Below are 22,349 nucleotides of genomic sequence, written 5' to 3'. Positions count from 1 at the left end.
GATCAGACATATCACCGCTCTGTTTTCGCGCGGTGAATCATGCCCTTCCGCTGAAATCAATAGGTCCTGAGCCTAAGAACGGCAAAGAGAAGACCGTGATAAACTTCTGTTGTTGGCCGCCGAATAAGCCTGCTCACCCAAATCCTCTCAAACGAACCAACTTGACGTCAACTTGCCACGTTGATCCAGCAATTTCCGGGGCAGTCCACGTCAGCGTGGGGGATTATGTGTGGATATGTAATCCCATTTCCAGACAAGACTTTGGAAATAGTTACGTTTCTATGCCTTGGTGGCGGAGAGACAGGGATTCGAACCCTGGGTGGACTTGCGCCCACAACGGTTTTCGAGACCGCCCCGTTCGACCACTCCGGCACCTCTCCGCGGGGGTCGGGGTGCGTTTAGCGGCATGCGCGGCCGTGCGCAACCATGAATTTATGCGCGTCATTTCGCCCCGTCCGGGCGGCGGCGCGGTTGGCATTGCCGGGCAAGGCGCCTAGGTTGGATGCAACGCGTCTCCGGCACGAAAGACCTCCCCATGTTCCTGGTTCAATGCCTTGTGATCGCCGCTTGTTTCGTCGTGCCGCTTGCGGCGCCGGCCGAACCGGCGGACGATCTTCTGGAGGCGCTTCAGGTGCCGGCGATCATCGACATCATGCGCGACGAGGGCCTCGCCTACGGCGCCGAGATGGAGGCGGATTTGATGGTCGGGAAGGCGGGGCCGGACTGGGCCCGGACGATCTCGCGCATCTACGACACCGATCTGATGTACGACGCCGTCCGCAAAAGCTTTGGCGAGACCATGCCCGAGGACTCGATTCCGCCGATGTTGGCGTTCTTCTCGTCCGATCTGGGCCAGCGGATCGTGTCGCTGGAACTGGGCGCGCGCCGGGCCATGGTCGATACGCATGTCGAGCAGGAGGCCCGCGCCGTCTTTCGAGAGATGGAGATGGAGAACGACCCGCGGCTCGACACGCTGAGGGCCTTCGTGGCGGCGAACGACCTGCTGGAGGCCAATGTCGTCGGGGCGCTGAACGCCAGTTATCGCTTTTTCCTCGGGCTCGTCGACGGCGGCGGCTTCGAGATGTCGGAAGAGGACATCCTGGCGGACGTCTGGAGCCAGGAGGAAGAGACGGGCGCCGACACGCGCGAATGGCTTTACGCCTATCTGAACCTCGCTTATGGGCCGCTGTCCGACCAGGAGGTCGAGGATTACACCGCCCTGTCCGAGACCCGCTCGGGGCGGGCGCTCAACGCAGCGCTCTTTGCAGCGTTCAACCGGATGTATAACGATATTTCCTACATGATGGGTCTGGCGGCGGCGCGCCAGATGCAGGCGCAGGAGCTGTAGCGGTACGCCGTTCCACGCGGGGCGGGACGCCCTCGCCGGGCGGCACAAAGACGCTTGACAATCGGCGCACTGCACCCGATAAGCGCGGCTCATCGCCGGGTGTCATGCCCGGCGTATGATTTTCTGACACAACGCCCGGACCCGGGCGCGCTGTTCGAGGCGGCGAAAGCCGAAACACCCGCAGGGCGGGGGCCACAGGACGCGGAAGCAAAGGATAGACGCATGTTTGCGGTGATGAAAACCGGCGGCAAGCAATACAAGGTCCAGTCGGGCGATACGCTCCGGATCGAAAAGCTGGCGGCCGACACGGGTGAAACCGTTCAGTTCAACGACATTCTGATGCTTGGCGGCGACACTGTCGTGGTCGGCAGCCCCACGGTCGACGGCGCCGCCGTCCAGGCCGAGGTGATCGACCAGATCAAGGGTGACAAGGTCATCCACTTCGTCAAGCGCCGCCGCAAGCACAGCTCGCAGCGCACCAAGGGCCACCGCCAGCAGCTGACGCTGGTGCGCGTGACCGACATTCTGGCCTCGGGCGCGGACAAGTCGGGCGTCAAGGCCGCGATCGGCGCCGGCTCGGCCCCCAAGGCCGCCGCAGCCGCACCGGGCCCGGCGAAAGCCGCCGCAGCGCCCGCCGCCGCCACTGCCGCCGAAGGTGACGACCTCACCCAGATCACCGGCGTCGGCCCGGCCGCCGCGAAGAAGCTGAACGAGGCGGGCATCACCACCTTCGCCCAGCTGGCCGCCATCGACGCGGACACCTTCGAGGGCCCCAAGGTCAAGCCCGAGTGGGTTGAGCAGGCCAAGGAACTGGCCTGAGGGCCCGTAGAAATCAGGAGAGACACTCATGGCACATAAAAAAGCAGGCGGTTCCTCCCGCAACGGTCGCGACTCTGCGGGTCGCCGCCTCGGCGTGAAGCTCTACGGCGGTCAGGCCGCCATCCCCGGCAACATCATCGTGCGTCAGCGCGGCACCAAGTTCTGGCCGGGCAACGGCGTGGGCATGGGCAAGGATCACACGATCTTTGCGACCGTCGATGGCGCTGTGACCTTCCACAAGGGCCTCAAGGGCCGCACCTTCATTTCGGTCCTGCCAGTGGCGGAGGCCGCAGAGTAAGCCGACCCGAAGGCAATCAAGACAGGGGATCGGCAGCACAGCCGGTCCCCTTTTTCGTTTCTGAATTAACGACTTCGGCGTGAATTTGGCGCACAGGCCTGCGCCCCCGCCATGGTAATTCAGGGCCGCCGTGCCCATCTGTGGAGGAGCAGAGCAAGCGGCGGATGACCCCCGCCCCCGTGCTTCCGAGGAGATGCACATGAGCCTCGACACCACTTCGAACCAGCCCGTTGTCGAAACGGAAAGACTGACTCTGCGCCCGGTGCGCGCCTCGGATGCGGGCCTGATCGGCCTTTACACCGCGGACGAACGCGTGGCGCGCATGACCACGTCGATCCCGCACCCGATGCCGCCCGGCGCGATCGAGGCCTTCGTGACCCGCGCTCAGGCCGCCGAACGCGACGAAGACGTCTGGGCGATGGATGCCACCAAATCCGGCGGGTCCGAGCTGTTGGGGCTGATTTCGCTGACGCGGATGGATCGCAACCAGTGCGAGATCGGCTATTGGGTCGCGCCCGCGTTCTGGAACACGGGCCTTGCGTCGGATGCGGTCTGTGCGCTTGTGCATGCCAACCCGATGCAGAACGCCACGCTCTTCGGGTCGGTGTTTCAGGACAATCCGGCCTCGGCCCGGGTGCTGACCAACTGCGGCTTCGACTACATCGGCGATGCCGAGGCCTTCAGCGTGGCGCGCGGCGCCACTGTGCCGACCTGGACCTACATCAAACGTTACACCCCAGCGGCGGCCTGACCCTGCCATCGCTCTGCCGCTTGAGGCCGCGGGCAGGGCAGGCTAAAGCTGCCCCGCCGTCCCAGCCCTGAAAGCGCATTCCATGAAATTCCTCGATCTCTGCAAGGTCTACATCCGCTCCGGTTCGGGCGGCAACGGATGCATCAGCTTCCGGCGCGAAAAGTACATCGAATACGGCGGCCCCGATGGTGGCGACGGCGGCCATGGCGGCGACGTCTGGGTCGAGGCGGTCGACGGGCTCAACACGCTGATCGACTTTCGCTATCAGCAGCATTTCTTCGCCGAGAACGGCAAGGCGGGCATGGGGCGTCAGCGCACCGGGCGCGACGGCGAGGATATCCTGCTGCGGGTCCCCGTCGGGACCGAGATCCTCGACGAAGATCAGGAAACCGTGCTGGCCGACCTGACCGAGCTGGGGGCCCGCGTGTTGCTGGCCAAGGGCGGCAATGGCGGCTGGGGCAACCTGCATTTCAAGACCTCGACCAACCAGGCCCCGCGCCGCGCCAACCCCGGCCAGGCTGGGATCGAGCGCACGATCTGGCTGCGGCTCAAGCTGATTGCCGATGTGGGTCTCGTGGGTCTGCCCAACGCGGGCAAATCGACCTTTCTGGCGGCCACGTCGAACGCGCGGCCCAAGATCGCCGATTACCCCTTCACCACGCTGCATCCCAATCTGGGCGTCGTGGGCGTGGACGACACCGAATTCGTCGTCGCCGACATCCCCGGCCTGATCGAAGGCGCGAGCGAGGGACGGGGCCTGGGCGACACCTTCCTGGGTCATGTGGAACGCTGCGCGGTGCTCTTGCACCTGATCGACGGCACGTCGGGCACGCTGATCGAGGATTACCAGACCATCCTGTCGGAACTCGACGCCTATGGAGCGGGGCTGGCGGACAAACCGCGGGTGACCGTGCTGAACAAGGTCGACGCGCTGGATGCCGAGGAACGCACGTTCCTGACCGAAGAGCTGCAGGCCGCGGGTGCCGGCAAGATCCTGCATATGTCCGGTGCGAGCGGTGAGGGCGTGACCGAGGTGCTGCGCGAGCTGCGGCCCTGGGTCGACCGCAACCGCCGCCCCAAGGCCGCCGAAGAAGACGAGGACGAGGGCGGGACATGGCAACCCTGAGCGACGCCAGACGGCTGGTCGTCAAGATCGGCTCGGCCCTCTTGGTGGACAAGGTCACCGGCCAGCTGCGCCGCGACTGGCTGACCTCGATCGCCGCCGATGTGGCCGCGCTGAAATCCGGCGGGGCGGATGTGGTGCTGGTGTCCTCGGGCTCGATCGCCTTGGGGCGCGGGGTGCTGGGGCTGGCCTCGGCCCATCTGCCGCTGGAACAATCCCAGGCCGCTGCCGCGGTCGGGCAGATCCGGCTGGCCCGCGCCTGGGAAGAGGCGCTGGCCCCCCACGGCATCACCACCGCGCAGGTGCTGGTCACGCTGGAGGACAGCGCCGACCGCCGCCGGTATCTCAATTCCCGCGCCACGATGGAGACGCTTCTGGGCTTCGGCACCGTGCCCATCGTCAACGAGAACGACACCGTCGCCACCGACGAGATCCGCTATGGCGACAACGACCGTCTGGCGGCACAGGTGGCGGTGACGGTGGCGGCCGATCAGCTGATCCTGCTGTCGGATGTGGACGGCTTCTATTCCGCCAACCCCTCCAGCGACCCGGACGCCCGCCGCTTCGACACCATCGACGTCATCACCCCCGAGATCGAGGCGATGGCCGGCGACGCCGGTTCGGGCCTGTCCAAGGGCGGTATGAAGACCAAGCTGATGGCCGCCAAGACCGCCACGGCGGCGGGCTGCGCGATGGCGATCACCGACGGCGCGCCGCTGCATCCGTTGCGCGCGCTGCAGGACGGGGCCAACGCCACCTGGTTCACCCCGCAGCTCGACCCGCACGCCGCCCGCAAACGCTGGATCGCGGCGATGAAGCCGCAGGGTACGCTGACGCTCGACGACGGTGCAGTGGCGGCGCTGGCGCGGGGCACGTCGCTCTTGCCCGCCGGGATCGCCCGGGTCGAAGGCAGCTTCGGGCGCGGCGATCCGGTGACCATCCGCGCCGCCGACGGGCGCGCGCTGGGGCAGGGGCTCAGCCGCTACACCGCCGCCGAGGCGCAGGCGATCCGGGGGCATCGTTCGTCGGAGATCGAGGAAATTCTGGGCTACCCGGGCCGCGCCGTGGTAATACACCGTGACGACATGGCGCTCTGATCCGCCCGCCGGTTTCGCACTCACACACCCCAAGCCAGACGACTGGACACGTCCCATGAAAGACCTCGCAGACATCCCCGCCCTGATGCAAGACATCGGCCAGCGCGCCAAGGCCGCCGCCGCCACGCTGGCCTTCGCCCCGGCCGACCGGCGCGCCAAGGCGCTCGAGGTGGCCGCCGATGCGGTCTGGGCGCAGCGCGACGCGATCATCGCGGCCAATGCCAAGGATCTGGACTATGGCCGTGACAAGGGGCTGTCGGACGCGATGATGGACCGGCTCTTGCTGAACGAGGACCGGGTCAAGACCATCGTGACGGGCCTGCGCGCCGTGGCGGCGCAGGAGGATCCGGTAGGCCAGGTAATGGAGGAATGGGACCAGCCCAGCGGGCTACACATCAAGCGCGTGCGCACGCCGCTGGGTGTGATCGGCGTGATCTACGAATCGCGCCCCAACGTGACCGCCGATGCGGGCGCGCTCTGCCTGAAATCGGGCAACGCGGTGATCCTGCGCGGCGGGTCCGAGGGCTTTCACAGCTCGGGCGCGATCCATGCCTGTCTGATCGAAGGGCTGAGGGCCGCCGGGCTGCCCGAAGACGCGATCCAGCTGATCCCCACCCGCGACCGCGCGGCGGTGTCCGAGCTGCTGACCATGACCGAGTATGTCGACGTGATCGTGCCCCGTGGCGGCAAGGGCCTGGTGGGCCTTGTGCAGCGCGAGGCGCGAGTGCCGGTCTTTGCCCATCTCGAGGGGATCGTGCACATCTACATCGACGCCGCCGCCGACCCGGTCAAGGCGCTGGACGTGGTGCTGAACGCCAAGACCCGCCGCACCGGCATCTGCGGCGCCGCCGAATGCCTGCTGATCCACCGCGACGCGGTGGATACGGTCGGGCAGGGCGTCATTCGCGCGCTGCTCGACGCCGGGGTCGAGGTGCGTGCCGACGAGACCTTGCAGGTCATTCCGGGCACCACCGCCGCCAGCGACGACGATTGGGGGCGCGAATTCCTCGACAAGATCATCGCCGCCCGCGTCGTGCCCGATATCGACGCCGCCATCGCGCATATCCGCGAGCATGGTTCGAATCATACCGATTGCATCCTGACCGAGGATCCCGCCGCCGCCGAATTGTTCATCGAGCGGGTGGACAGCGCCATCGTGATGCACAATGTCTCGACCCAGTTCGCCGACGGGGGCGAGTTCGGCATGGGGGCCGAGATCGGCATCGCCACCGGCAAGCTGCACGCGCGCGGCCCGGTGGGCGCGATGCAGCTGACCAGCTTCAAATACGTGGTGACCGGCGACGGCGTGACGCGCGGCTGAGCGCCCTCAGACCGTCAGCGCGATCCGGTCTTCGCCGAGATCAAGGCTGACCGAACGCCCCGTCGCGCGCGACACGAGGCCCAGCAGCGCGAATTGCACGTTGCCCGGCGCCGCGAGCCCGAGGTCGTCGGGGGCGTCCAGAGAGGCCCAGAGATCGGCCAGATCCAGAATGCGCTACGAGTGCGCGGTCAAAAGCCAACGCGCGCCGTCGTGGCGGACCGTCAGCTCGCCGCCCATGGGCAGGGCGGTTTCCAGGCAGAGATAGGCGAGATAGGCCAGCTGCACCTCGGCGCGGGGCAGGTTCACCTCTGCCTCCCAATGCGGATGCATGCGGCTGCCCGCCGCCAGCTGTTCCAGCGTTTCCCGCGCCTCGGCATGGCGCACGATCTGCTGGGAGCTTGCGCCGCCAAAGGCAATCCGAAAGAACCGGATCTTGGCGGTGGCATTGTCGCAGCTTTGCTGGATCAGTTCCATCTCGGGCCCGCTCGCCCCGGCCTGACCGGACAGCGAAATCAGCTCGAGCCCATTGTTTATCGCGCCGATCGGGCTGATAAGATCATGACAGATGCGCGACCCGATCAGGGCGGCGAGCGCTATGGTATCCTGGGTCATCACATGCTCCGGCAGCGAGAGGTGAGAAATGGAAGACATGAACGCACTTCTGGAACCCGGGATGCTGGTTCAGCATCCGGACAGGCCGGATTGGGGCACCGGCCAGGTGCAATCGAACATCGGCGGCCGCATAACCGTCAACTTCCGCGAGGAAGGAAAAGTGACAATTGACGGCACAAGGGTCTTTCTGGTTCCGGTATTCGATGCGTCGTCTTAGACCCCAGAAGGTTTAAGAATTGTTAACCATACTGCCGCGTTGCCGGATTGACGCAAATATTACGGGGCTTTTGTCATGTCCTTGTCAAAAATCGATTTTTCGGTCCGGCTGGCGCGAACGACAGAGGATCTGCGCGCCGCGCAGCGGCTGCGCTACGAGGTCTTCGCGCGCGAACTGGGCGCGACCGGCGGGTCGGTCGATCACGCGCTGGGGCTGGAGCGGGACCGCTTCGACGAGGTCGCCGATCACCTGCTCGTCCTCGACACCCAGCGGGCGGGCGATCCGGTGGTGGGCGTCTACCGCCTGATGCAGTGCCACCACGCCCGGGCCGCCGGACGGTTCTACTCCGAAGAGGAATACGACCTGTCGCCGCTCTACCGCTCGGGCCGCAGCCTGCTCGAGTTGGGCCGCTCTTGCCTGCGCCGCGAATACCGCGGCGGCACGGCGATGATGCAGCTCTGGCAGGGGATCGCCGATTACGTGAAGGACCACGGGATCGAGATCCTCTTTGGCGTGGCAAGCTTTCACGGCACCGATCCGCAGGCGCTGGCGCATCCGCTGTCGAACCTGCATCACCAATACCGCGCGCCCGAGGCGCTGCGCGTGCGCGCCCGCGTGGCCCAACGGATGGACATTCTGCCCGCCGACAAGGTCGACCGCCGCCGCGCCATGCTCGAGACGCCCGCGCTGATCAAGGCCTATCTGCGGCTGGGCGGCATGGTGGGCGAGGGCGCCTTTGTCGACCACGGCTTCAACACGACCGATGTTTGCATGGTGATGGACACCGCCCGCCTGAACGCCCGGCAAAAAGCGCTTTACGCGAAAGACGCCGCGTCATGAGCCCGACATGGTCAGACGAGGACCCGCCCCCGCCGCCGCGCATCGGCCCGGGCGGCTGGTGGCGCGTGGCCTGGCGCGGCGGGGCGCTGGGGGCGGTGACCTTCGGGGGTCTGGGGCTCTTGTTGCTGGTGCGGCTGGTCGAGCGTCCGGTTTTCGGGATGCGCCGCCCGGTCACACCCTGGATCACGCAAGGCGTCTGCCGGATGGCCTTTGTTATCCTGCGGCTGCCGCTGACGGTGCGCGGCCCGCGCATCAAGGGGCCGGGCGCGGTGGTGGCCAACCATTCCTCGTGGCTGGATATCTTTGCGCTCAACGCCCGCAAGAACGTCTATTTCGTGTCGAAATCCGAGGTCGCGGGCTGGCCCGGGATCGGCTGGCTGGCCCGCGCGACCGGCACGGTGTTCATCCGCCGCGACCCGCGCGAGGCCGCCGCCCAGACCGAGACCTTTCGCGAGCGGTTGTTGCAGGGGCATCGGCTGCTGTTTTTCCCCGAGGGTACGTCGACCGACGGAATGCGGGTTTTGCCATTCAAATCAACGCTCTTCGCGGCGTTCTTCGCGGAAAACCTGCGCCATGACATGAGCATCCAGCCGGTCAGTGTCGTCTATCACGCGCCCGGTGGCGCCGATCCGCGGTTCTACGGCTGGTGGGGGGATATGGACTTTGGCCCACATCTGGTGACCATGCTCGCGGCCAGACGGCAGGGCCGGGTCGAGCTGATCTATCATCCGCCTGTCGCGGTGGATGAATTTCCCAACCGCAAATCGCTCGCCCGATACTTGGAGGGCCAGGTGCGCGACGGGCACGCGCTGGCGATCAAGGCGACCGAGGACTGACGGTCAGCCCATCGCCTCGGTCAGCGCCCTAAGCGTGGCGGCGGGATCGTCCGTGCCCCAGATTTCCTCGCCGATGCCGAAGAAATCCGTGACCGGGGCCAGCGCGCGCACCAGATCGGCGTCAAGGCTGCCTTCGGCCACCACCGGCAGCTCGATCATCTGCGACCACCAGTCGAAAAGTTCGAACGGTGCGACGGCCCCGTCGCCCAGCGTGCTGGCGCCGACCGGGCCGAAGCTGACGTAGTCGGCCCCCGCCTCGCCCGCGTTCATACCGTCGTGGCGGGACTGGCCGCAGAACGCGCCGACGATGGCGTCGGGCCCCAGTTCCTTGCGCGCCATTCGCACCGACCGCGCGCCATCGGTCAGGTGCACGCCATCAAGCCCCAGCCGCTGCGCCAGAACAACATGCGTGTCGATCACCAGCGCCACGTCATGGGCATGGGCCACCTCGCGCACCGCGTCGGCGGCGCGCAGGATGCGATCCTCGTCGCGGGTGGCGAGGCTGAGGCGCAGACAGGCGATGTCGGCGCTTTCCAGCACCGCCGACAATTGCGCGGGAAAGGCGCTGAGGTCGAATTCGGGCGGGGTGATGAGGTAAATCTGCGGCTGCTCGGGCTCTGCCATGGTGCGCTCCTGCGGTTGCGGTGGCTATACCGCGCAAAGTGGAGCGGTGCCAAGGGGCTAGGCCGATTTTGGCGGCAGGCTGGCCACGTTCTCCAGCGCCAGGCGCAGCCATTCGGCGCGGGCGGCGTCATCGCCCATGTCCTCGGACGCGACCTCGACGAAGCCTTTCATGGGCCGGCCGGTAAAGGCCATGGGCCGCGCGCCGGGCAGGGCCATGGCCTGCGCCTCGCGCGGTTTGCCGACGCGGTACATCGCGCCGTCCTTGTGCACACCGCAGAACATATGCCCGTCCAGCATGAAACACAGCCCGCCGAACATGCGCTTTTCGCGCAGGCCGGGGCGCGCGCCGATATCGTCGCGCATCAGGTCCACAAGTCCGGGGTCTGCTGGCATGGTGTCCCTTTCTTTGTGGCCAACCATACGCCGGGGGATGTCGATCCCCCAGAAGTTTCGCACGCGCCTTGTTCTTTACGGGCCGCCGACGTAAGTCGCCATCAAAGCTTTTGGAGGAGCCATGCCCAGCGACACGCCTCAACCCGCCTTCGTTCTGGTGCGCCCGCAGATGGGAGAGAACATCGGTGCGGCGGCGCGGGCGATGTGGAACTTCGGGCTCGACCGGATGCGCATCGTCGCGCCGCGCGACGGCTGGCCCAACCCCAAGGCCGACGCCATGGCCAGCGGGGCCGGGCGTCTGCTGGATGAGGCGATGTTGACCGACACGCTTGAGGGCGCGGTGGCCGATTGCACCTATGTCTTCGCCACCACGGCGCGGCAGCGGGGGCTGACCAAGCCCGTCTACAGCCCCGAAGAGGCGATGCGCGTCGCGGCGCAAAAGATCGCGGGCGGCGAAAAGGTGGCGGTGCTTTTCGGACCCGAACGCGCGGGGCTTGAAAACGAGGACATCGCTTTGGCAAACGCCATCGTCAGCGTCCCCGTGAACCCCGATTTCCCGTCGCTGAACCTGGCGCAATGCGTGCTGCTGACCGGTTACGAATGGCGGCGCAACACCGCCGAGGTGACGGCGCTGGCCCATGAGCTGGCGGGCACCGACTGGGCCAATGCGTCCGAGATGGCGCATCTCGCGCGCCATTACGAAGAGCGGCTGGAGGAGGCAGGGTTCTTCTTTCCCGCCGCCAAGGCCGAGAACATGAAGGTCAACCTGCGCAACCTCTGGAGCCGGATGCCCCTGACGCGCGCGGATGTGCAGATGCTGCACGGCATCCTGCGGCAAATGGTGCGCTGGAAAGAGCGCGGCGGATGACTGGACGCCGCCCCGCGGCGGCCCTATCTTCGGCCCAGACAAGGAGAGAGGCATGAGCGGAAATCGCAAGCTTTTCGAAGAGGTTGGCACGCAATCCTCGCGCGGTGACAAGCCCGCGGGCGGCATGATCGACGCAGGCAAGCGCGGCGCGCGCGGGGCGATCCGCCTCTGGCTGATGCTACTTTTCGCGCTCGTGGTGGTGATGATCGCCGTGGGGGGCCTCACAAGGCTGACCGACAGCGGGCTTTCGATCACCGAATGGCGCCCGATCACCGGCGCGCTGCCCCCCATGGATGCCGCCGCCTGGGAGGCGGAATTCGAGAAATACCGCGCCATCCCGGAATACCAGTTGCAGAACAAGGGCATGTCGCTGGCGGAATTCCAGTTCATCTACTGGTGGGAATGGGGCCACCGCCAGCTGGGCCGGTTCATCGGGTTGGTCTGGGCCATCGGGTTCTTCGGCTTCCTGATCGCGCGGAAGATCCCCACCGGCTGGACGCCTCGCCTGCTGGGCCTCGGCGCGCTTGGCGGCGCGCAGGGGGCGATCGGCTGGTGGATGGTGGCCTCGGGGCTGGGGGGCGAGATGCTGGATGTGGCCAGCTACCGCCTTGCGACGCATCTGGGGCTGGCCTTCGTGATCCTCGGCCTGATCGCCTGGTATGTCTTCCAGCTTGGCCGAGAAGAGCGCGCGCTGATGCAGGCGCGCCGCTCGCGCGAGGCGCGGCTTTTCAGCATGTCCACGGGGCTGATGCATTTCGCCTTTCTGCAAATCCTGCTGGGCGCGCTGGTCGCCGGCATCGACGCGGGCCGCACCTATAACGACTGGCCGCTGATGGCGGGTGCGTTCCTGCCGCCGTTCCCCTTCGATATCGAGCCGGTCTGGCGCAACTTCTTTGAAAACGCCGGGCTGGTGCAGTTCATGCACCGCATCGCGGGCTATCTGCTGATGGCCTTCGGCATCGTCGTCTGGCTGCGCGCGCGCCGTTCGCCCAACACCGACACGCGCTATCGCTTCAACGCGGTGATGGCGATGATGGTGCTGCAGATGGTGCTGGGCATCGTGACCGTGCTGTACATGGCGCCGTGGCAGATCGCCATCGTACACCAGTTCGGGGCGGTGCTGCTTTGGGTGCTGATCCTGCGCGCGCGCTTTGCCGCGCAATACCCCGTGTTTCAATCCTTGAAAGGATCCCGCTGATGAACGCTTTTGACGCCCTGATGGAGCACACCCGCGAGACGGTCGCGTTGTCGCAGATCGCCGGTCGGCTGGGCTGGGATCAAGAGACGATGATGCCGCGCGGCGCGGCCGGACAGCGGGCCGAGGAAATGGCCGCGATGGAGGGCGTGCTGCACGCCCGCCGCACCGACCCACGGGTCGGCGATTGGCTGGCGGCGATCGACCACGGCGCGCTGGACGCGGTCGGGCAGGCGCAACTGCGCCAGATCCGGCGCAGCTTTGAACGCACGTCGAAGATCCCCGCGCGGCTGGCCGCCGAGATCGCCCGCGTCACCTCGGCCGCGCAGGGCATCTGGGCCGAGGCCCGCGCGGCGGACGATTTCGACGCTTTCGCGCCGACCCTGCGCGAGGTGCTGGCGCTGAAACGTGAAGAGGGTGCCGCGCTGTCGGACGGAGGCGATGTCTATGACGCGCTGCTGGACGATTACGAACCGGGCGCCACCGCCGCCAATCTGGAGGCGATGTTCGGTGCGCTGCGCCCGCGCCTGGTCGAGCTGCGCGAAAAGGTGCTGGCGCATCCCATCCCCGACGGTCTGGGGCAGGAATTCGACGAGGCCGCGCAGATGAAGCTGACACGCGCCGTGGCCAAGACCTTTGGCTACGACATGGCGCGCGGGCGGGTGGACAAGGCGGTGCATCCGTTCAGCTCGGGCTCGGGCGACGATGTGCGCATCACCACGCGGACCAATCCCACCGATCCTTTCAACTGCCTTTACTCGACCATCCACGAGGTCGGGCACGCCGCCTATGAGCAGGGCATCGACCCGGCCTACCGGTTGACGCCGCTGGGGCAGGGCGTGTCGATGGGCGTGCACGAAAGCCAGAGCCGCATCTACGAAAATCAGCTGGGCCGCAGCCGCGCGTTTTGCGGCTGGCTCTATGGCCAGATGGTGGACACCTTCGGCGATTTCGGCATCCCGGACGAGGACAGCTTTTATGCGGTGGTGAACCGCGTGCAGAACGGCTTTATCCGTACCGAGGCGGACGAGGTGCAATACAATCTGCATGTGCTGCTGCGCTTCGATCTGGAGCGCGCGCTGATCTCTCGCGCGCTCGAGGTGGACGATCTGGAAGCCGCCTGGAACGACCGGTTCGAGGCGGATTTCGGCTTTGCCGTTGACCGGCCCTCGAACGGCGTGCTGCAGGATGTGCATTGGTCGGTGGGGCTTTTCGGCTATTTCCCGACCTATTCGCTGGGCAATGTCTATGCCGGCTGCCTGCACGAGGCGCTGCGCCGCGCGGTGCCGGATCTGGACGACAAGCTGGGCGCGGGCGATCTGGAGGCGGCGACCGGCTGGCTGCGCGAGAATGTGCAGCGGCACGGCGGGCTTTACCACCCGCGCGAGGTCATCGAACAGGCCTGCGGCGGCGCGCCGTCCGAGGCGCCTTTGCTGGCTTATCTCGAGGATAAATTCGGCGCGATTTACGGGCTGTAACGCCCCGGGCTTCGCCGGAACCGAAAGGCCCTCGCCGATGTGGCGAGGGCCTTTTCGCGTTATTCGACGGGTTCGCCCTCGTCCCCGTCTTCGGCCTCGCCCTGATCGGCGATCCAGGCGACGCTGACCACGGTCTCGCCCGCGCCAGTGTTGAAGATCTTGACGCCACCGGCGTTGCGCGAACGGAACGAGATCCCCTCGACCGGCACGCGGATCGACTGGCCCTTGGAGGTGGCGAGCATGATCTGGTCGTCCATCTCGACCGGGAAGGAGGCCACAAGCGGGCCGCCGCGCAGGGCCTTGTCCATCGCCATGACCCCCTGGCCGCCGCGGCCGCGCACCGGGTAATCGTGGCTGGAACTGAGCTTGCCCGTGCCCTTGGCGGTGATGGTCAGGATCAGGTTCTCGGCCGCCGACATCTCGGCATAGCGTTCCTGGCTGATGGTGGCGTCGGCGCTGACGCCCTCTTCCTCGGGGGTCTCGGCATCGTCGGCAAGGCCCGCAACCGCGCGGCGCATCTTCAGATAGGCGGCGCGTTCGTCCGGGCTGGCCTCGAAATGCCGGATCACGGCCATCGACACGACCCGGTCGCCGTTCGACAGCCGGATCCCGCGCACGCCGGTGGATTTGCGCCCCTTGAAGACGCGAACGGCGGTGGTAGGAAAGCGGATCGCGCGGCCGGAATCGGTGACCAGCATGATGTCGTCATCCTCGGACGCTATGCGGGCGTTCACCAGCTCGACCCCTTCGGGCAGGTCCATGGCGATCTTGCCGTTGCGCATCACGTTGGTGAAATCCGACAGCGCATTGCGGCGCACGTCGCCGGCGCTGGTGGCAAAGACGATCTGCAGGTCGACCCAATCCTCTTCGTCGCGGTCCACCGGCATGATCGCGGCGATGCTGACGCCGGTGGGGATCGGCAGGATGTTGACGATGGCCTTGCCGCGCGAGGTGCGCCCGCCCAGCGGAAGACGCCAGGTCTTGAGCTTGTAGACCATCCCGTCGGTAGTGAAGAACAACAGCTGCGTATGCGTGTTGGCGACGAAGAGCGTGGTGACCACGTCGTCGTCCTTGGTCGCCATGCCTGACAGCCCCTTGCCGCCGCGCTTTTGCGAGCGGAAGTCGGCCAGTGCGGTGCGTTTGATATAGCCCGACTGGGTGACCGTCACGACCATGTCTTCACGCTCGATCAGGTCCTCGTCTTCCATGTCGCCGGCCCAGTCGACGATCTCGGTCCGGCGCGGGACGGCGAATTTGTCTCTTACCTCGGTCAACTCGTCCGAGATGATCTCCATGATCCGCTCGCGGCTGGAGAGGATGTCGAGATATTCCTTGATCTTGCCTGCCAGTTCCTCGAGCTCGTCCGTCACCTCTTTGACGCCGAGCTGGGTCAGGCGTTGCAGGCGCAGGTCGAGGATGGCGCGGGCCTGCGCCTCGGAGAGGTTGTAGGTGCCGTCGTCGTTGGCCTTGTGGGTCGGATCGTCGATCAGCGCGATATAGGGCAGGATGTCGCCCGCGGGCCAGCGCCGGGTCATCAGCTTTTCGCGCGCCTCGGCGGCGTCGGCGGAGGCGCGGATGGTCGCCACGACCTCGTCGACATTGCTGACGGCCACGGCCAGACCGCAGAGGATATGGCTGCGTTCGCGCGCCTTGCGCAGCAGATAGGCGGTGCGGCGGGCGACCACGTCCTCGCGGAAGTCGAGGAAGGCGGTCAGGAAGCTGCGCAGGGTCAGCTGTTCGGGCCGTCCGCCGTTCAGCGCCAGCATGTTGCAGCCGAACGAGGTCTGCATCGGGGTGAAGCGGAAAAGCTGGTTCAGCACCACCTCGGCGGTGGCGTCGCGTTTGAGCTCGACCACCACGCGCACGCCTGAGCGGTCGGATTCGTCCTGAACATGGGCGATGCCTTCGATCTTCTTGTCGCGAACGGTTTCGGCAATCCGCTCGATCATGGTGGCCTTGTTGACCTGATAGGGGATCTCGTCGATGACGATGGCGTAGCGGTCCTTGCGGATCTCCTCGATCCGGGTCTTGGCGCGGATGATCACGCTGCCGCGGCCCTCGAGATACGCCTTGCGCGCGCCCGAACGGCCCAGGATCACGCCGCCGGTCGGGAAATCCGGGGCGGGAATGTAGTCGATCAGCTGTTCCGAGCTGAGATCGGGGTTTTCGATCAGCGCCAGCGTGGCGTCGATCACCTCGCCCAGGTTGTGCGGCGGGATGCGCGTGGCCATGCCCACCGCGATCCCCTCGGCGCCGTTGACCAGCACGTTTGGATAGCGCGCGGGCAGGACGGTGGGTTCCTGGCGTTCGTTGGCGTAGTTCGGGACGAAATCGACGGTTTCCTTGTCGATGTCCGTCAACAGGCTTTCAGCCGAGGATTCGAGCCGGGCTTCGGTGTAGCGGTAGGCGGCGGGCGGGTCGCCGTCCATCGAGCCGAAATTCCCCTGACCGTCGATCAGCCGCAGCGACATCGAGAAATCCTGCGCCATGCGCACCAGCGCGTCATAGACCGCGCTGTCGCCATGGGGGTGATAGCGGCCCATGACGTCGCCCACGGCGGTCGCGCATTTGCGGTAGCTTTTGGACTTGGTCTGGCCGTTTTCCCAGAGCGTATAAAGGATGCGACGGTGCACAGGTTTCAGGCCGTCGCGCAGATCTGGAATGGCGCGGCTGACGATCACGCTCATGGCGTAATCGAGGTAGGAGGCCTTCATCTCGTCGGTGATCGAGATCGACGGTCCGTCGTGCAGAGGCTTTTCCGGGCGGGTTTCGTCCGTGTTATCAGGGGGTTCGGGCGTATCGCTCACGTGAAGGGCCTGTCCTGGGATGCTGCCATATTTAGTTGCAAAAGGTATATCAGAGACAGGATATGGGGCGCAATGCCATCGGAGGGCTATTTCTGGCAGCCAAGGGGAGCGCCTGCTAACACACTGTTTTTATTGAAAAGTAAAGATCACCTTGGCATGATTCGAAATATCGACAGTCAACGATGAAGGTGCGATATGACACCAAGCGAGACAGAGCTGATGTTGCGCGGATACGGGCTGACCACGGCAGAGTTCTTTTACCGGATGCCCGATTACCGGAATGTGCTGAACACATATATCTGGCAGGATTACGATCTGGCCCCGGATCATCCAAATCTCTTCAAGTTCATCGAGTTCTGGCAGGACGAGATCGAGGGCCCGCTGCATTCGGTGCGCTTTACCCACCGCAAGATGATCGCGCCGGGGGAATGGCGGCAGGTGGTGGGCGAATTCAACTACCACTGAGGGCGGGGGGCGCGCCTCGTCAAGCCCTTGCGGCCTTTCCTCGGCAGGGGGCGCTCAGGCCGGTTGCTTGCGCTTGATCTTGCCGGCCTTCTCGGCCAGGTCGCGGGCGATGGCGAAGGCGCCCTGGATCTTGTCGCGGTCGTTCTTCCAGTCGCGGCGCACCACGATCTTGTTGTCCTTGACCTTGGCCAGGTCCTTTTGATCCTTGAGGAATTCCACCAGACCCTCGGGCCGGGCGAACTTGTCGTTGTGGAACTGGATCGTGGCGCCCTTGGGCCCGCCGTCGAGCTTGGCGATGCCGGCGCGTTTGCACATCGCCTTGATCCGGACGACCAGAAGCAAGGTGTTGACCTCTTTCGGCAGCTTGCCGAAGCGGTCGATCAGTTCGGCGGCGAAGCCTTCGAGCTCGACCTTGGTCGACAGCGACGACAGGCGGCGGTAGAGGCCCAGGCGCACGTCGAGATCGGGGATGTAGTCCTCGGGGATCAGGACCGGCACGCCGAGATTGATCTGCGGTGCCCATTGGTCGTCGGCGTCCGACAGCCCCTCGAGCTCGCCCGCCTTGATCTTGGCGATCGCCTCTTCCAGCATCGACTGGTAGAGTTCGTAGCCCACGTCGCGCATTTGGCCCGATTGTTCCTCGCCCAGCAGGTTGCCCGCGCCGCGAATGTCCAGATCCTGTGAGGCCAGTGTGAAGCCTGCGCCGAGCGTGTCGAGACTGCCCAGAACGCGCAGCCGCTTTTCGGCCGCCGGGGTCAGTTTGGCGCGCGGTTTCGTTGTTAGATAGGCGTAGGCGCGGGTCTTGGACCGGCCCACGCGGCCGCGGATCTGGTAAAGTTGCGCCAGCCCGAACATATCCGCGCGGTGCACCACCATGGTGTTGGCGGTGGGGATATCGAGACCGGATTCCACAATCGTCGTGGCCAGCAGCACGTCGTATTTGCCGTCGTAAAACGCATTCATGCGGTCGTCGAGTTCGCCCGCGGCCATCTGGCCATGGGCCACAACGACGGACACCTCGGGCACCTGTTCGCGCAGGAATTCCTCTATTTCGGGAAGATCGGAAATACGGGGGACGACATAGAACGACTGCCCGCCGCGGTAATGTTCGCGCAAGAGCGCCTCGCGGATGGTCACCGCGTCGAACTCGCTGACATAGGTGCGGATCGAGAGGCGATCCACGGGCGGTGTGCCGATGATCGACAGATCGCGCACGCCCGTCAGGCTGAGCTGCAGCGTGCGCGGGATCGGCGTGGCGGTCAGGGTCAGCACGTGGATGTCCGAGCGCAGCTGCTTCAGCCGCTCTTTATGGGCGACGCCGAAATGTTGTTCCTCGTCGATGATCAGCAGGCCGAGGTTCTGAAACCGGATGCCCTTGGCCAGCAGAGCATGGGTGCCGATGACGATGTCCACCGTGCCGCGCGACAGCCCGTCGCGGGTGGCGGCGGCGTCCTTCGCGGACACGAAGCGCGACAAGGGCCGGACGTCCAGCGGAAAGCCGCGGAAGCGGTCGGCGAAGCTTTTGTAATGCTGGCGGGCGAGCAGGGTGGTGGGGGCGATCACCGCCACCTGCACCCCTGACATGGCGGCGACGAAGGCCGCGCGCATGGCCACCTCGGTCTTGCCAAAGCCGACATCGCCGCAGATCAGCCGGTCCATCGGCTGGCCCGAATGCATGTCGGTCATCACGTCTTCGATGGCTTTGAGCTGATCGTCGGTTTCCTGGTAGGGAAAGCGGGCCGAGAAGGCGTCCCATGCCCCCGGCGGCGGGTCCATCACCGGGGCCTTGCGCAGGGCGCGCTCGGCGGCGATGCGGATCAGCCGGTCGGCCATCTCGCGGATGCGTTCCTTGAGCTTGGCCTTCTTGGCCTGCCAAGCGCCCCCGCCCAGCCGGTCGAGCAGGCCTTCCTCGTGGCCGTATTTCGACAGCAGCTCGATGTTTTCCACCGGCAGGTAAAGCCGGGCGCTCTCGGCATATTCCAGCAGCAGGCATTCATGGGCCGCACCGGCGGCGGTGATCACCTCCATCCCCTGATAGCGGCCGATGCCGTGATCCACATGCACGACCAGATCGCCGGGGCTGAGCGATTGCGTCTCGGTCAGGAAGTTTTCGGCCTTGCGGCGCTTTTGCGGCTTGCGGATCAGTCGGTCGCCCAGCACATCCTGTTCGCTGATTACCGTGAGGCCCGGGGCCTCGAACCCGTGTTCCAGCGCCCAGACCGCCAGATGCAGGCCGCGCTTGCCGATGCGGGTGGCGTCGGGGATGGGGATCGCCTCGGCCAGGCCCTCGTCCTCGATCAGGCCCGTCAGGCGTTCGCGCGCGCCTTCGGAATAGCTGGCGATGACGACGGGGCCTTGTTCGAGTCTTTCCTTAACATGGCTCGCCAAGGCACCGAAAAGGCTGATGGATTCCTGCTGGCGTTCCGGCGAAAAATTGCGCCCGATGCGTCCGCCGGCATCCACCACCGAAGGACCCGAGGCCTGCGCCAGCGGATGAAACTGTACCACGCGCCGGTCGGCCACCGCCGCGCCCCAGGCGTCGTCGTCGAGATAGAGCAGAGCGGGTGGCGCAGGTTTGTAGACGCTGCCCATCCGGTTCTTCTGCGTCATCGCGTGTTTGCGGGTGTCGTATTGGTCGGCGATGCTGTCCCAGCGGGCAAGCCGCGATGGCGTCGACTGGTCGTCCAGCAAAACGGGTACGCCGGGCAGGTAGTCGAAGAGCGTCTCGAGCCGCTCATGGAAGAAGGGCAGCCAGTGCTCGATCCCCTGATGCTTGCGCCCGGCGCTGACGGCCTCGTAAAGCGGATCGTCGGTGCCCGCCGCGCCGAATTCAATGCGGTAGTTCTGGCGGAAGCGGGTGATCGCGGCGTCGTCGAGGATCACCTCGCTGACCGGGGCGAGCTCGACGACCGAGAGTTTCTCGGTGGTGCGCTGCGACACCGGGTCGAAGCGCCGCGCGCCGTCCAGCACATCGCCGAAAAGGTCGAGCCGCACCGGGCCCAGATCGCCCGGCGGGTAGATGTCGATGATGCCGCCGCGAATGGCGTAATCGCCCGGCTCGAGCACCGTGGGGGCCTGGGAAAAACCCATACGCACCAGGAAGTTGCGCAGCGCCTCTTCATCCAACTGGCCGCCCACATGGGCGGTAAAGGCCGCCTCGCGCAGCACCTCGCGCGCCGGCACCCGCTGGGTTGCGGCATTGAGCGTGGTCAGCAGCACGAAGCGGTCGGGCATCCCGTGCACCAGCCCCGCCAGCGTCGCCATGCGCGCGGCGGAAATGTCGGGGTTGGGCGACACCCGGTCATAGGGCAGGCAATCCCATCCGGGGAAGGCGACGACGGGCATGGAGGGCGCAAAGAACGCCAGCGCGTCGCGGGTCTGCGCCAGCCGCTTGTCGTCGCGCGCGACATGGATCACCGGACCGCCCGCGCGCTCCAGCTCTTGCAGGATCAGGCGCGCGTCGAAACCTTCGGGCGCGCCGCCCATGGTGATATGTCGGGTTTCTGCCATGAGGCGGTCAAATGGGCCTTGTGGGGGCGGGCGTCAACCGTGCAACGCGCCAAGACTGAGGTTCTGGTACATCCCCCAGAGCGAAGTGACGAAGATCGACACCATCCCGATGACCTGCGTCCAGACCCGGTGCAGCCAGAGCCGCCGCCAGAGCGCCGCACCCTCGAGCGCCTCGCGCCGGATGCGCCGGGCGGTGGTGACGCTCAGCAGGCCGACCAGCGACATCGGGAAGGCCAGCAGGAACACCGCCTGCGCCAGCTCGATCCCGTAGTAAAAGCCCAGCACCGCCAACCCGGTCACAAAGGCGGACCCCAGTGCGACGATCCAGACCCCGGCCTCGGCCGCGATAAAGAGGATGCGGGTGGTGTTGACGCGCACCATGTCGTGCAGGTCTTCGGTCGCCTGGCCGCCCTTGCGCCTGGCCCGCGTCACCATGTCGAAGGGAACGCCCAGCACCCAATGCGCCGCCGACGACCACACAACCGCCAGCGCGATCCAAAACCACAGGTTCGAGAACGACCGCATGTCGATGACTTCAAAGACGGTTTCGTACCAGTCCAACGCCTGCCCCGAGGTAGCGAACGGGCGCTCGGCCCTTGTGATGATCGGCATTCCATGCCACCCAAGTCGCACGATGACAAGGACCACCGCGATGAAACCCACGATTGCCGCCTTTCCCGCCACACGTCTGCGCCGCCTGCGCAAATCCCCCGCCATCCGCGCGATGGTGTCGCAGAATTCCCTCAGCCCCGCGGATTTCATCTGGCCGGTGTTCGTGCGCGACGGCGAAGGCGTGGTCGAACCCATCGCCTCGATGCCCGGGGTGAACCGGCTGTCGGTCGACAAGGTGGTCGAGGCCGCGCGCGAGGCCCATGCGCTGGGGATCCCGGCGATCTGTCTTTTTCCCTACACCGACCCCGCGCTGAAGACCGAGGATTGCGCCGAGGCCTGGAACCCTGAGAACCTTTCGAACCGCGCCACCCGCGCGATCAAGGACGCGGTGCCGGATATCGCGGTGATGACCGATGTGGCGCTCGACCCTTACAACATCAACGGCCATGACGGCTTTGTCGAAAACGGCGAGATCGTGAACGACCGCACGGTCGAGGCGCTGGTCAAGCAGACCCTCAGCCAGGCCGCCGCCGGGGCCGATATCATCGGGCCGTCGGACATGATGGACGGGCGCATCGGCGCGATGCGCGCCGCACTCGAGGCCGAGGGGCATTCAAACGTGCTGATCCTCAGCTATGCCGCGAAATACGCCAGCGCGTTTTACGGCCCCTTCCGCGATGCGGTGGGGGCGTCGGGCGCGCTCAAGGGCGACAAGAAGACCTATCAGATGGACCCGGCCAATTCCGACGAGGCGCTGCGCCTGATCGAGCGCGATCTGTCCGAAGGGGCGGACATGGTGATGGTCAAGCCCGGGATGCCTTATCTCGACATCTGCCGCCGCGCCAAGGACGCCTTTGGCGCGCCGACCTTCGCCTATCAGGTCAGCGGCGAGTACGCGATGATCGCGGGCGCGGGCGAGCGCGGCTGGGTCGATGGCGAGAAGGTGATGCTGGAAAGCCTGATGGCCTTCAAGCGGGCGGGCTGCGACGGGGTGCTAACCTATTTCGCGCCGGCGGCCTCGCGGCTCTTGAACGGCTAGCGGGTTGTCGCCTGCGGGCGTCAACTCGCGTGACAGGGCCGCGCCGCGCCGCTATGATAGCGCGCAAACCGGCGGTACAGCCGGGTCAGAGGCATC

21 protein-coding genes and 1 tRNA gene are annotated in these 22,349 nt (G+C 66.1%); 15 read left to right on the top strand and 7 right to left on the bottom strand.

Annotated elements, in window-relative coordinates:
* Positions 1 to 290: 290 nt before the first annotated feature.
* Positions 291 to 380, bottom strand: a tRNA-Ser gene (locus RXV88_RS17855).
* A gap of 155 nt (positions 381 to 535) precedes the next feature.
* On the opposite strand from RXV88_RS17855, the gene RXV88_RS17850 reads away from it, so the two are divergent.
* The 7 genes from RXV88_RS17850 (at position 536) to RXV88_RS17820 (ending at position 6,757) form a co-directional block, all read left to right on the top strand.
* Positions 536 to 1,348, top strand: coding sequence for a DUF2059 domain-containing protein (locus tag RXV88_RS17850; RefSeq protein WP_316294857.1), 813 nt, complete (start codon positions 536 to 538; stop codon positions 1,346 to 1,348).
* A gap of 222 nt (positions 1,349 to 1,570) precedes the next feature.
* The gene (locus RXV88_RS17845) at positions 1,571 to 2,167 is read left to right on the top strand and encodes a 50S ribosomal protein L21 (protein WP_316294856.1); all 597 of its coding nucleotides are present in this window, start codon (positions 1,571 to 1,573) and stop codon (positions 2,165 to 2,167) included.
* 28 nt (positions 2,168 to 2,195) lie between these two features.
* The gene (rpmA, locus tag RXV88_RS17840; protein ID WP_316294855.1) at positions 2,196 to 2,465 is read left to right on the top strand and encodes a 50S ribosomal protein L27; all 270 of its coding nucleotides are present in this window, start codon (positions 2,196 to 2,198) and stop codon (positions 2,463 to 2,465) included.
* A 199-nt stretch (positions 2,466 to 2,664) separates the two neighbouring features.
* On the top strand, positions 2,665 to 3,216 hold the full coding sequence (locus RXV88_RS17835) for a GNAT family N-acetyltransferase (protein ID WP_316294854.1): 552 nt from the start codon (positions 2,665 to 2,667) through the stop codon (positions 3,214 to 3,216).
* An 82-nt stretch (positions 3,217 to 3,298) separates the two neighbouring features.
* On the top strand, positions 3,299 to 4,342 hold the full coding sequence (gene obgE / locus RXV88_RS17830; protein ID WP_316294853.1) for a GTPase ObgE: 1,044 nt from the start codon (positions 3,299 to 3,301) through the stop codon (positions 4,340 to 4,342).
* Positions 4,330 to 5,436 carry a glutamate 5-kinase gene (gene proB / locus RXV88_RS17825; RefSeq protein ID WP_316294852.1) on the top strand — a complete coding sequence of 369 codons (1,107 nt, stop codon included), beginning with the start codon at positions 4,330 to 4,332 and terminating at the stop codon, positions 5,434 to 5,436. Before obgE ends, proB begins: the two co-directional genes overlap by 13 nt.
* A gap of 55 nt (positions 5,437 to 5,491) precedes the next feature.
* The gene (locus RXV88_RS17820; protein ID WP_316294851.1) at positions 5,492 to 6,757 is read left to right on the top strand and encodes a glutamate-5-semialdehyde dehydrogenase; all 1,266 of its coding nucleotides are present in this window, start codon (positions 5,492 to 5,494) and stop codon (positions 6,755 to 6,757) included.
* A 174-nt stretch (positions 6,758 to 6,931) separates the two neighbouring features.
* Here RXV88_RS17820 and RXV88_RS17815 read toward each other — a convergent pair whose 3' ends face one another.
* On the bottom strand, positions 6,932 to 7,369 hold the full coding sequence (locus tag RXV88_RS17815; protein WP_316294850.1) for a histidine phosphotransferase family protein: 438 nt from the start codon (positions 7,367 to 7,369) through the stop codon (positions 6,932 to 6,934).
* Between the two features lie 28 nt (positions 7,370 to 7,397).
* Here RXV88_RS17815 and RXV88_RS17810 point away from each other — a divergent pair, with 28 nt between their 5' ends.
* From RXV88_RS17810 to RXV88_RS17800, 3 genes are all read left to right on the top strand, one after another.
* On the top strand, positions 7,398 to 7,586 hold the full coding sequence (locus RXV88_RS17810; protein WP_316294849.1) for a DUF3553 domain-containing protein: 189 nt from the start codon (positions 7,398 to 7,400) through the stop codon (positions 7,584 to 7,586).
* 75 nt (positions 7,587 to 7,661) lie between these two features.
* The gene (locus tag RXV88_RS17805) at positions 7,662 to 8,426 is read left to right on the top strand and encodes a GNAT family N-acetyltransferase (RefSeq protein WP_316294848.1); all 765 of its coding nucleotides are present in this window, start codon (positions 7,662 to 7,664) and stop codon (positions 8,424 to 8,426) included.
* Entirely contained in the window at positions 8,423 to 9,262 is an 840-nt protein-coding gene (locus RXV88_RS17800; RefSeq protein ID WP_316294847.1) for a lysophospholipid acyltransferase family protein, read from the top strand. The genes RXV88_RS17805 and RXV88_RS17800 overlap by 4 nt, the downstream gene beginning before the upstream one ends.
* Positions 9,263 to 9,265: 3 nt before the next feature.
* Here RXV88_RS17800 and RXV88_RS17795 read toward each other — a convergent pair whose 3' ends face one another.
* Together RXV88_RS17795 and RXV88_RS17790 are read right to left on the bottom strand one after the other, a co-directional pair.
* Positions 9,266 to 9,886, bottom strand: coding sequence for a thiamine phosphate synthase (locus RXV88_RS17795; protein ID WP_316294846.1), 621 nt, complete (start codon positions 9,884 to 9,886; stop codon positions 9,266 to 9,268).
* A gap of 57 nt (positions 9,887 to 9,943) precedes the next feature.
* Positions 9,944 to 10,279 carry a TfoX/Sxy family protein gene (locus RXV88_RS17790; RefSeq protein ID WP_316294845.1) on the bottom strand — a complete coding sequence of 112 codons (336 nt, stop codon included), beginning with the start codon at positions 10,277 to 10,279 and terminating at the stop codon, positions 9,944 to 9,946.
* A gap of 121 nt (positions 10,280 to 10,400) precedes the next feature.
* On the opposite strand from RXV88_RS17790, the gene RXV88_RS17785 reads away from it, so the two are divergent.
* From RXV88_RS17785 to RXV88_RS17775, 3 genes are read left to right on the top strand one after another with little or no spacing between them, the layout of a single operon-like run.
* A complete protein-coding gene (locus RXV88_RS17785; protein ID WP_316294844.1) occupies positions 10,401 to 11,147 on the top strand; it encodes an RNA methyltransferase in 747 nt (248 codons plus the stop codon).
* Positions 11,148 to 11,199: 52 nt separating this feature from the next.
* The gene (ctaA, locus tag RXV88_RS17780; protein WP_316294843.1) at positions 11,200 to 12,345 is read left to right on the top strand and encodes a heme A synthase; all 1,146 of its coding nucleotides are present in this window, start codon (positions 11,200 to 11,202) and stop codon (positions 12,343 to 12,345) included.
* The gene (locus RXV88_RS17775; protein ID WP_316294842.1) at positions 12,345 to 13,820 is read left to right on the top strand and encodes a carboxypeptidase M32; all 1,476 of its coding nucleotides are present in this window, start codon (positions 12,345 to 12,347) and stop codon (positions 13,818 to 13,820) included. Before ctaA ends, RXV88_RS17775 begins: the two co-directional genes overlap by 1 nt.
* 59 nt (positions 13,821 to 13,879) lie before the next feature.
* On the opposite strand, the gene gyrA is transcribed toward RXV88_RS17775, so the two are convergent.
* A complete protein-coding gene (gene gyrA, locus RXV88_RS17770; RefSeq protein WP_316294841.1) occupies positions 13,880 to 16,627 on the bottom strand; it encodes a DNA gyrase subunit A in 2,748 nt (915 codons plus the stop codon).
* A gap of 195 nt (positions 16,628 to 16,822) precedes the next feature.
* Here gyrA and RXV88_RS17765 point away from each other — a divergent pair, with 195 nt between their 5' ends.
* A complete protein-coding gene (locus RXV88_RS17765; RefSeq protein WP_316294840.1) occupies positions 16,823 to 17,092 on the top strand; it encodes an usg protein in 270 nt (89 codons plus the stop codon).
* A gap of 54 nt (positions 17,093 to 17,146) precedes the next feature.
* Here the strand turns inward: RXV88_RS17765 and mfd are convergent, their stop codons facing one another.
* Positions 17,147 to 20,602: a transcription-repair coupling factor gene (gene mfd, locus RXV88_RS17760; protein WP_316294839.1), complete on the bottom strand. Its 3,456-nt coding sequence runs from the start codon at positions 20,600 to 20,602 to the stop codon at positions 17,147 to 17,149.
* 33 nt (positions 20,603 to 20,635) lie between these two features.
* On the bottom strand, positions 20,636 to 21,163 hold the full coding sequence (locus RXV88_RS17755) for a component of SufBCD complex (RefSeq protein ID WP_316294858.1): 528 nt from the start codon (positions 21,161 to 21,163) through the stop codon (positions 20,636 to 20,638).
* A 91-nt stretch (positions 21,164 to 21,254) separates the two neighbouring features.
* Here RXV88_RS17755 and hemB point away from each other — a divergent pair, with 91 nt between their 5' ends.
* Positions 21,255 to 22,253, top strand: a complete 999-nt coding sequence (gene hemB / locus RXV88_RS17750) for a porphobilinogen synthase (protein WP_316294838.1) — start codon at positions 21,255 to 21,257, stop codon at positions 22,251 to 22,253.
* The last annotated feature ends 96 nt before the right edge of the window (positions 22,254 to 22,349 follow it).

It is taken from the genome of Aestuariicoccus sp. MJ-SS9 (assembly GCF_032586235.1).
Taxonomy (GTDB): Bacteria; Pseudomonadota; Alphaproteobacteria; order Rhodobacterales; family Rhodobacteraceae; genus Aestuariicoccus.
The sequence above is the reverse complement of the archived record's forward strand: the minus strand, read 5'-3'. Positions and strand labels throughout refer to the sequence as shown.

What these genes read in the sequence shown, in the direction of transcription:
- RXV88_RS17805 (WP_316294848.1), top strand. Translation starts at nt 7,662, where the DNA reads ATGTCCTTGTCAAAAATCGATTTTTCGGTCCGGCTGGCGCGAACGACA.
- RXV88_RS17785 (WP_316294844.1), top strand. Translation starts at nt 10,401, where the DNA reads ATGCCCAGCGACACGCCTCAACCCGCCTTCGTTCTGGTGCGCCCGCAG.
- RXV88_RS17835 (WP_316294854.1), top strand. Translation starts at nt 2,665, where the DNA reads ATGAGCCTCGACACCACTTCGAACCAGCCCGTTGTCGAAACGGAAAGA.
- RXV88_RS17845 (WP_316294856.1), top strand. Translation starts at nt 1,571, where the DNA reads ATGTTTGCGGTGATGAAAACCGGCGGCAAGCAATACAAGGTCCAGTCG.
- proB (WP_316294852.1), top strand. Translation starts at nt 4,330, where the DNA reads ATGGCAACCCTGAGCGACGCCAGACGGCTGGTCGTCAAGATCGGCTCG.
- RXV88_RS17815 (WP_316294850.1), bottom strand. Translation starts at nt 7,369, where the DNA reads ATGACCCAGGATACCATAGCGCTCGCCGCCCTGATCGGGTCGCGCATC.
- obgE (WP_316294853.1), top strand. Translation starts at nt 3,299, where the DNA reads ATGAAATTCCTCGATCTCTGCAAGGTCTACATCCGCTCCGGTTCGGGC.
- RXV88_RS17800 (WP_316294847.1), top strand. Translation starts at nt 8,423, where the DNA reads ATGAGCCCGACATGGTCAGACGAGGACCCGCCCCCGCCGCCGCGCATC.
- RXV88_RS17820 (WP_316294851.1), top strand. Translation starts at nt 5,492, where the DNA reads ATGAAAGACCTCGCAGACATCCCCGCCCTGATGCAAGACATCGGCCAG.
- RXV88_RS17790 (WP_316294845.1), bottom strand. Translation starts at nt 10,279, where the DNA reads ATGCCAGCAGACCCCGGACTTGTGGACCTGATGCGCGACGATATCGGC.
- rpmA (WP_316294855.1), top strand. Translation starts at nt 2,196, where the DNA reads ATGGCACATAAAAAAGCAGGCGGTTCCTCCCGCAACGGTCGCGACTCT.
- RXV88_RS17850 (WP_316294857.1), top strand. Translation starts at nt 536, where the DNA reads ATGTTCCTGGTTCAATGCCTTGTGATCGCCGCTTGTTTCGTCGTGCCG.
- mfd (WP_316294839.1), bottom strand. Translation starts at nt 20,602, where the DNA reads ATGGCAGAAACCCGACATATCACCATGGGCGGCGCGCCCGAAGGTTTC.
- RXV88_RS17795 (WP_316294846.1), bottom strand. Translation starts at nt 9,886, where the DNA reads ATGGCAGAGCCCGAGCAGCCGCAGATTTACCTCATCACCCCGCCCGAA.
- RXV88_RS17810 (WP_316294849.1), top strand. Translation starts at nt 7,398, where the DNA reads ATGGAAGACATGAACGCACTTCTGGAACCCGGGATGCTGGTTCAGCAT.
- RXV88_RS17765 (WP_316294840.1), top strand. Translation starts at nt 16,823, where the DNA reads ATGACACCAAGCGAGACAGAGCTGATGTTGCGCGGATACGGGCTGACC.
- hemB (WP_316294838.1), top strand. Translation starts at nt 21,255, where the DNA reads ATGAAACCCACGATTGCCGCCTTTCCCGCCACACGTCTGCGCCGCCTG.
- ctaA (WP_316294843.1), top strand. Translation starts at nt 11,200, where the DNA reads ATGAGCGGAAATCGCAAGCTTTTCGAAGAGGTTGGCACGCAATCCTCG.
- RXV88_RS17775 (WP_316294842.1), top strand. Translation starts at nt 12,345, where the DNA reads ATGAACGCTTTTGACGCCCTGATGGAGCACACCCGCGAGACGGTCGCG.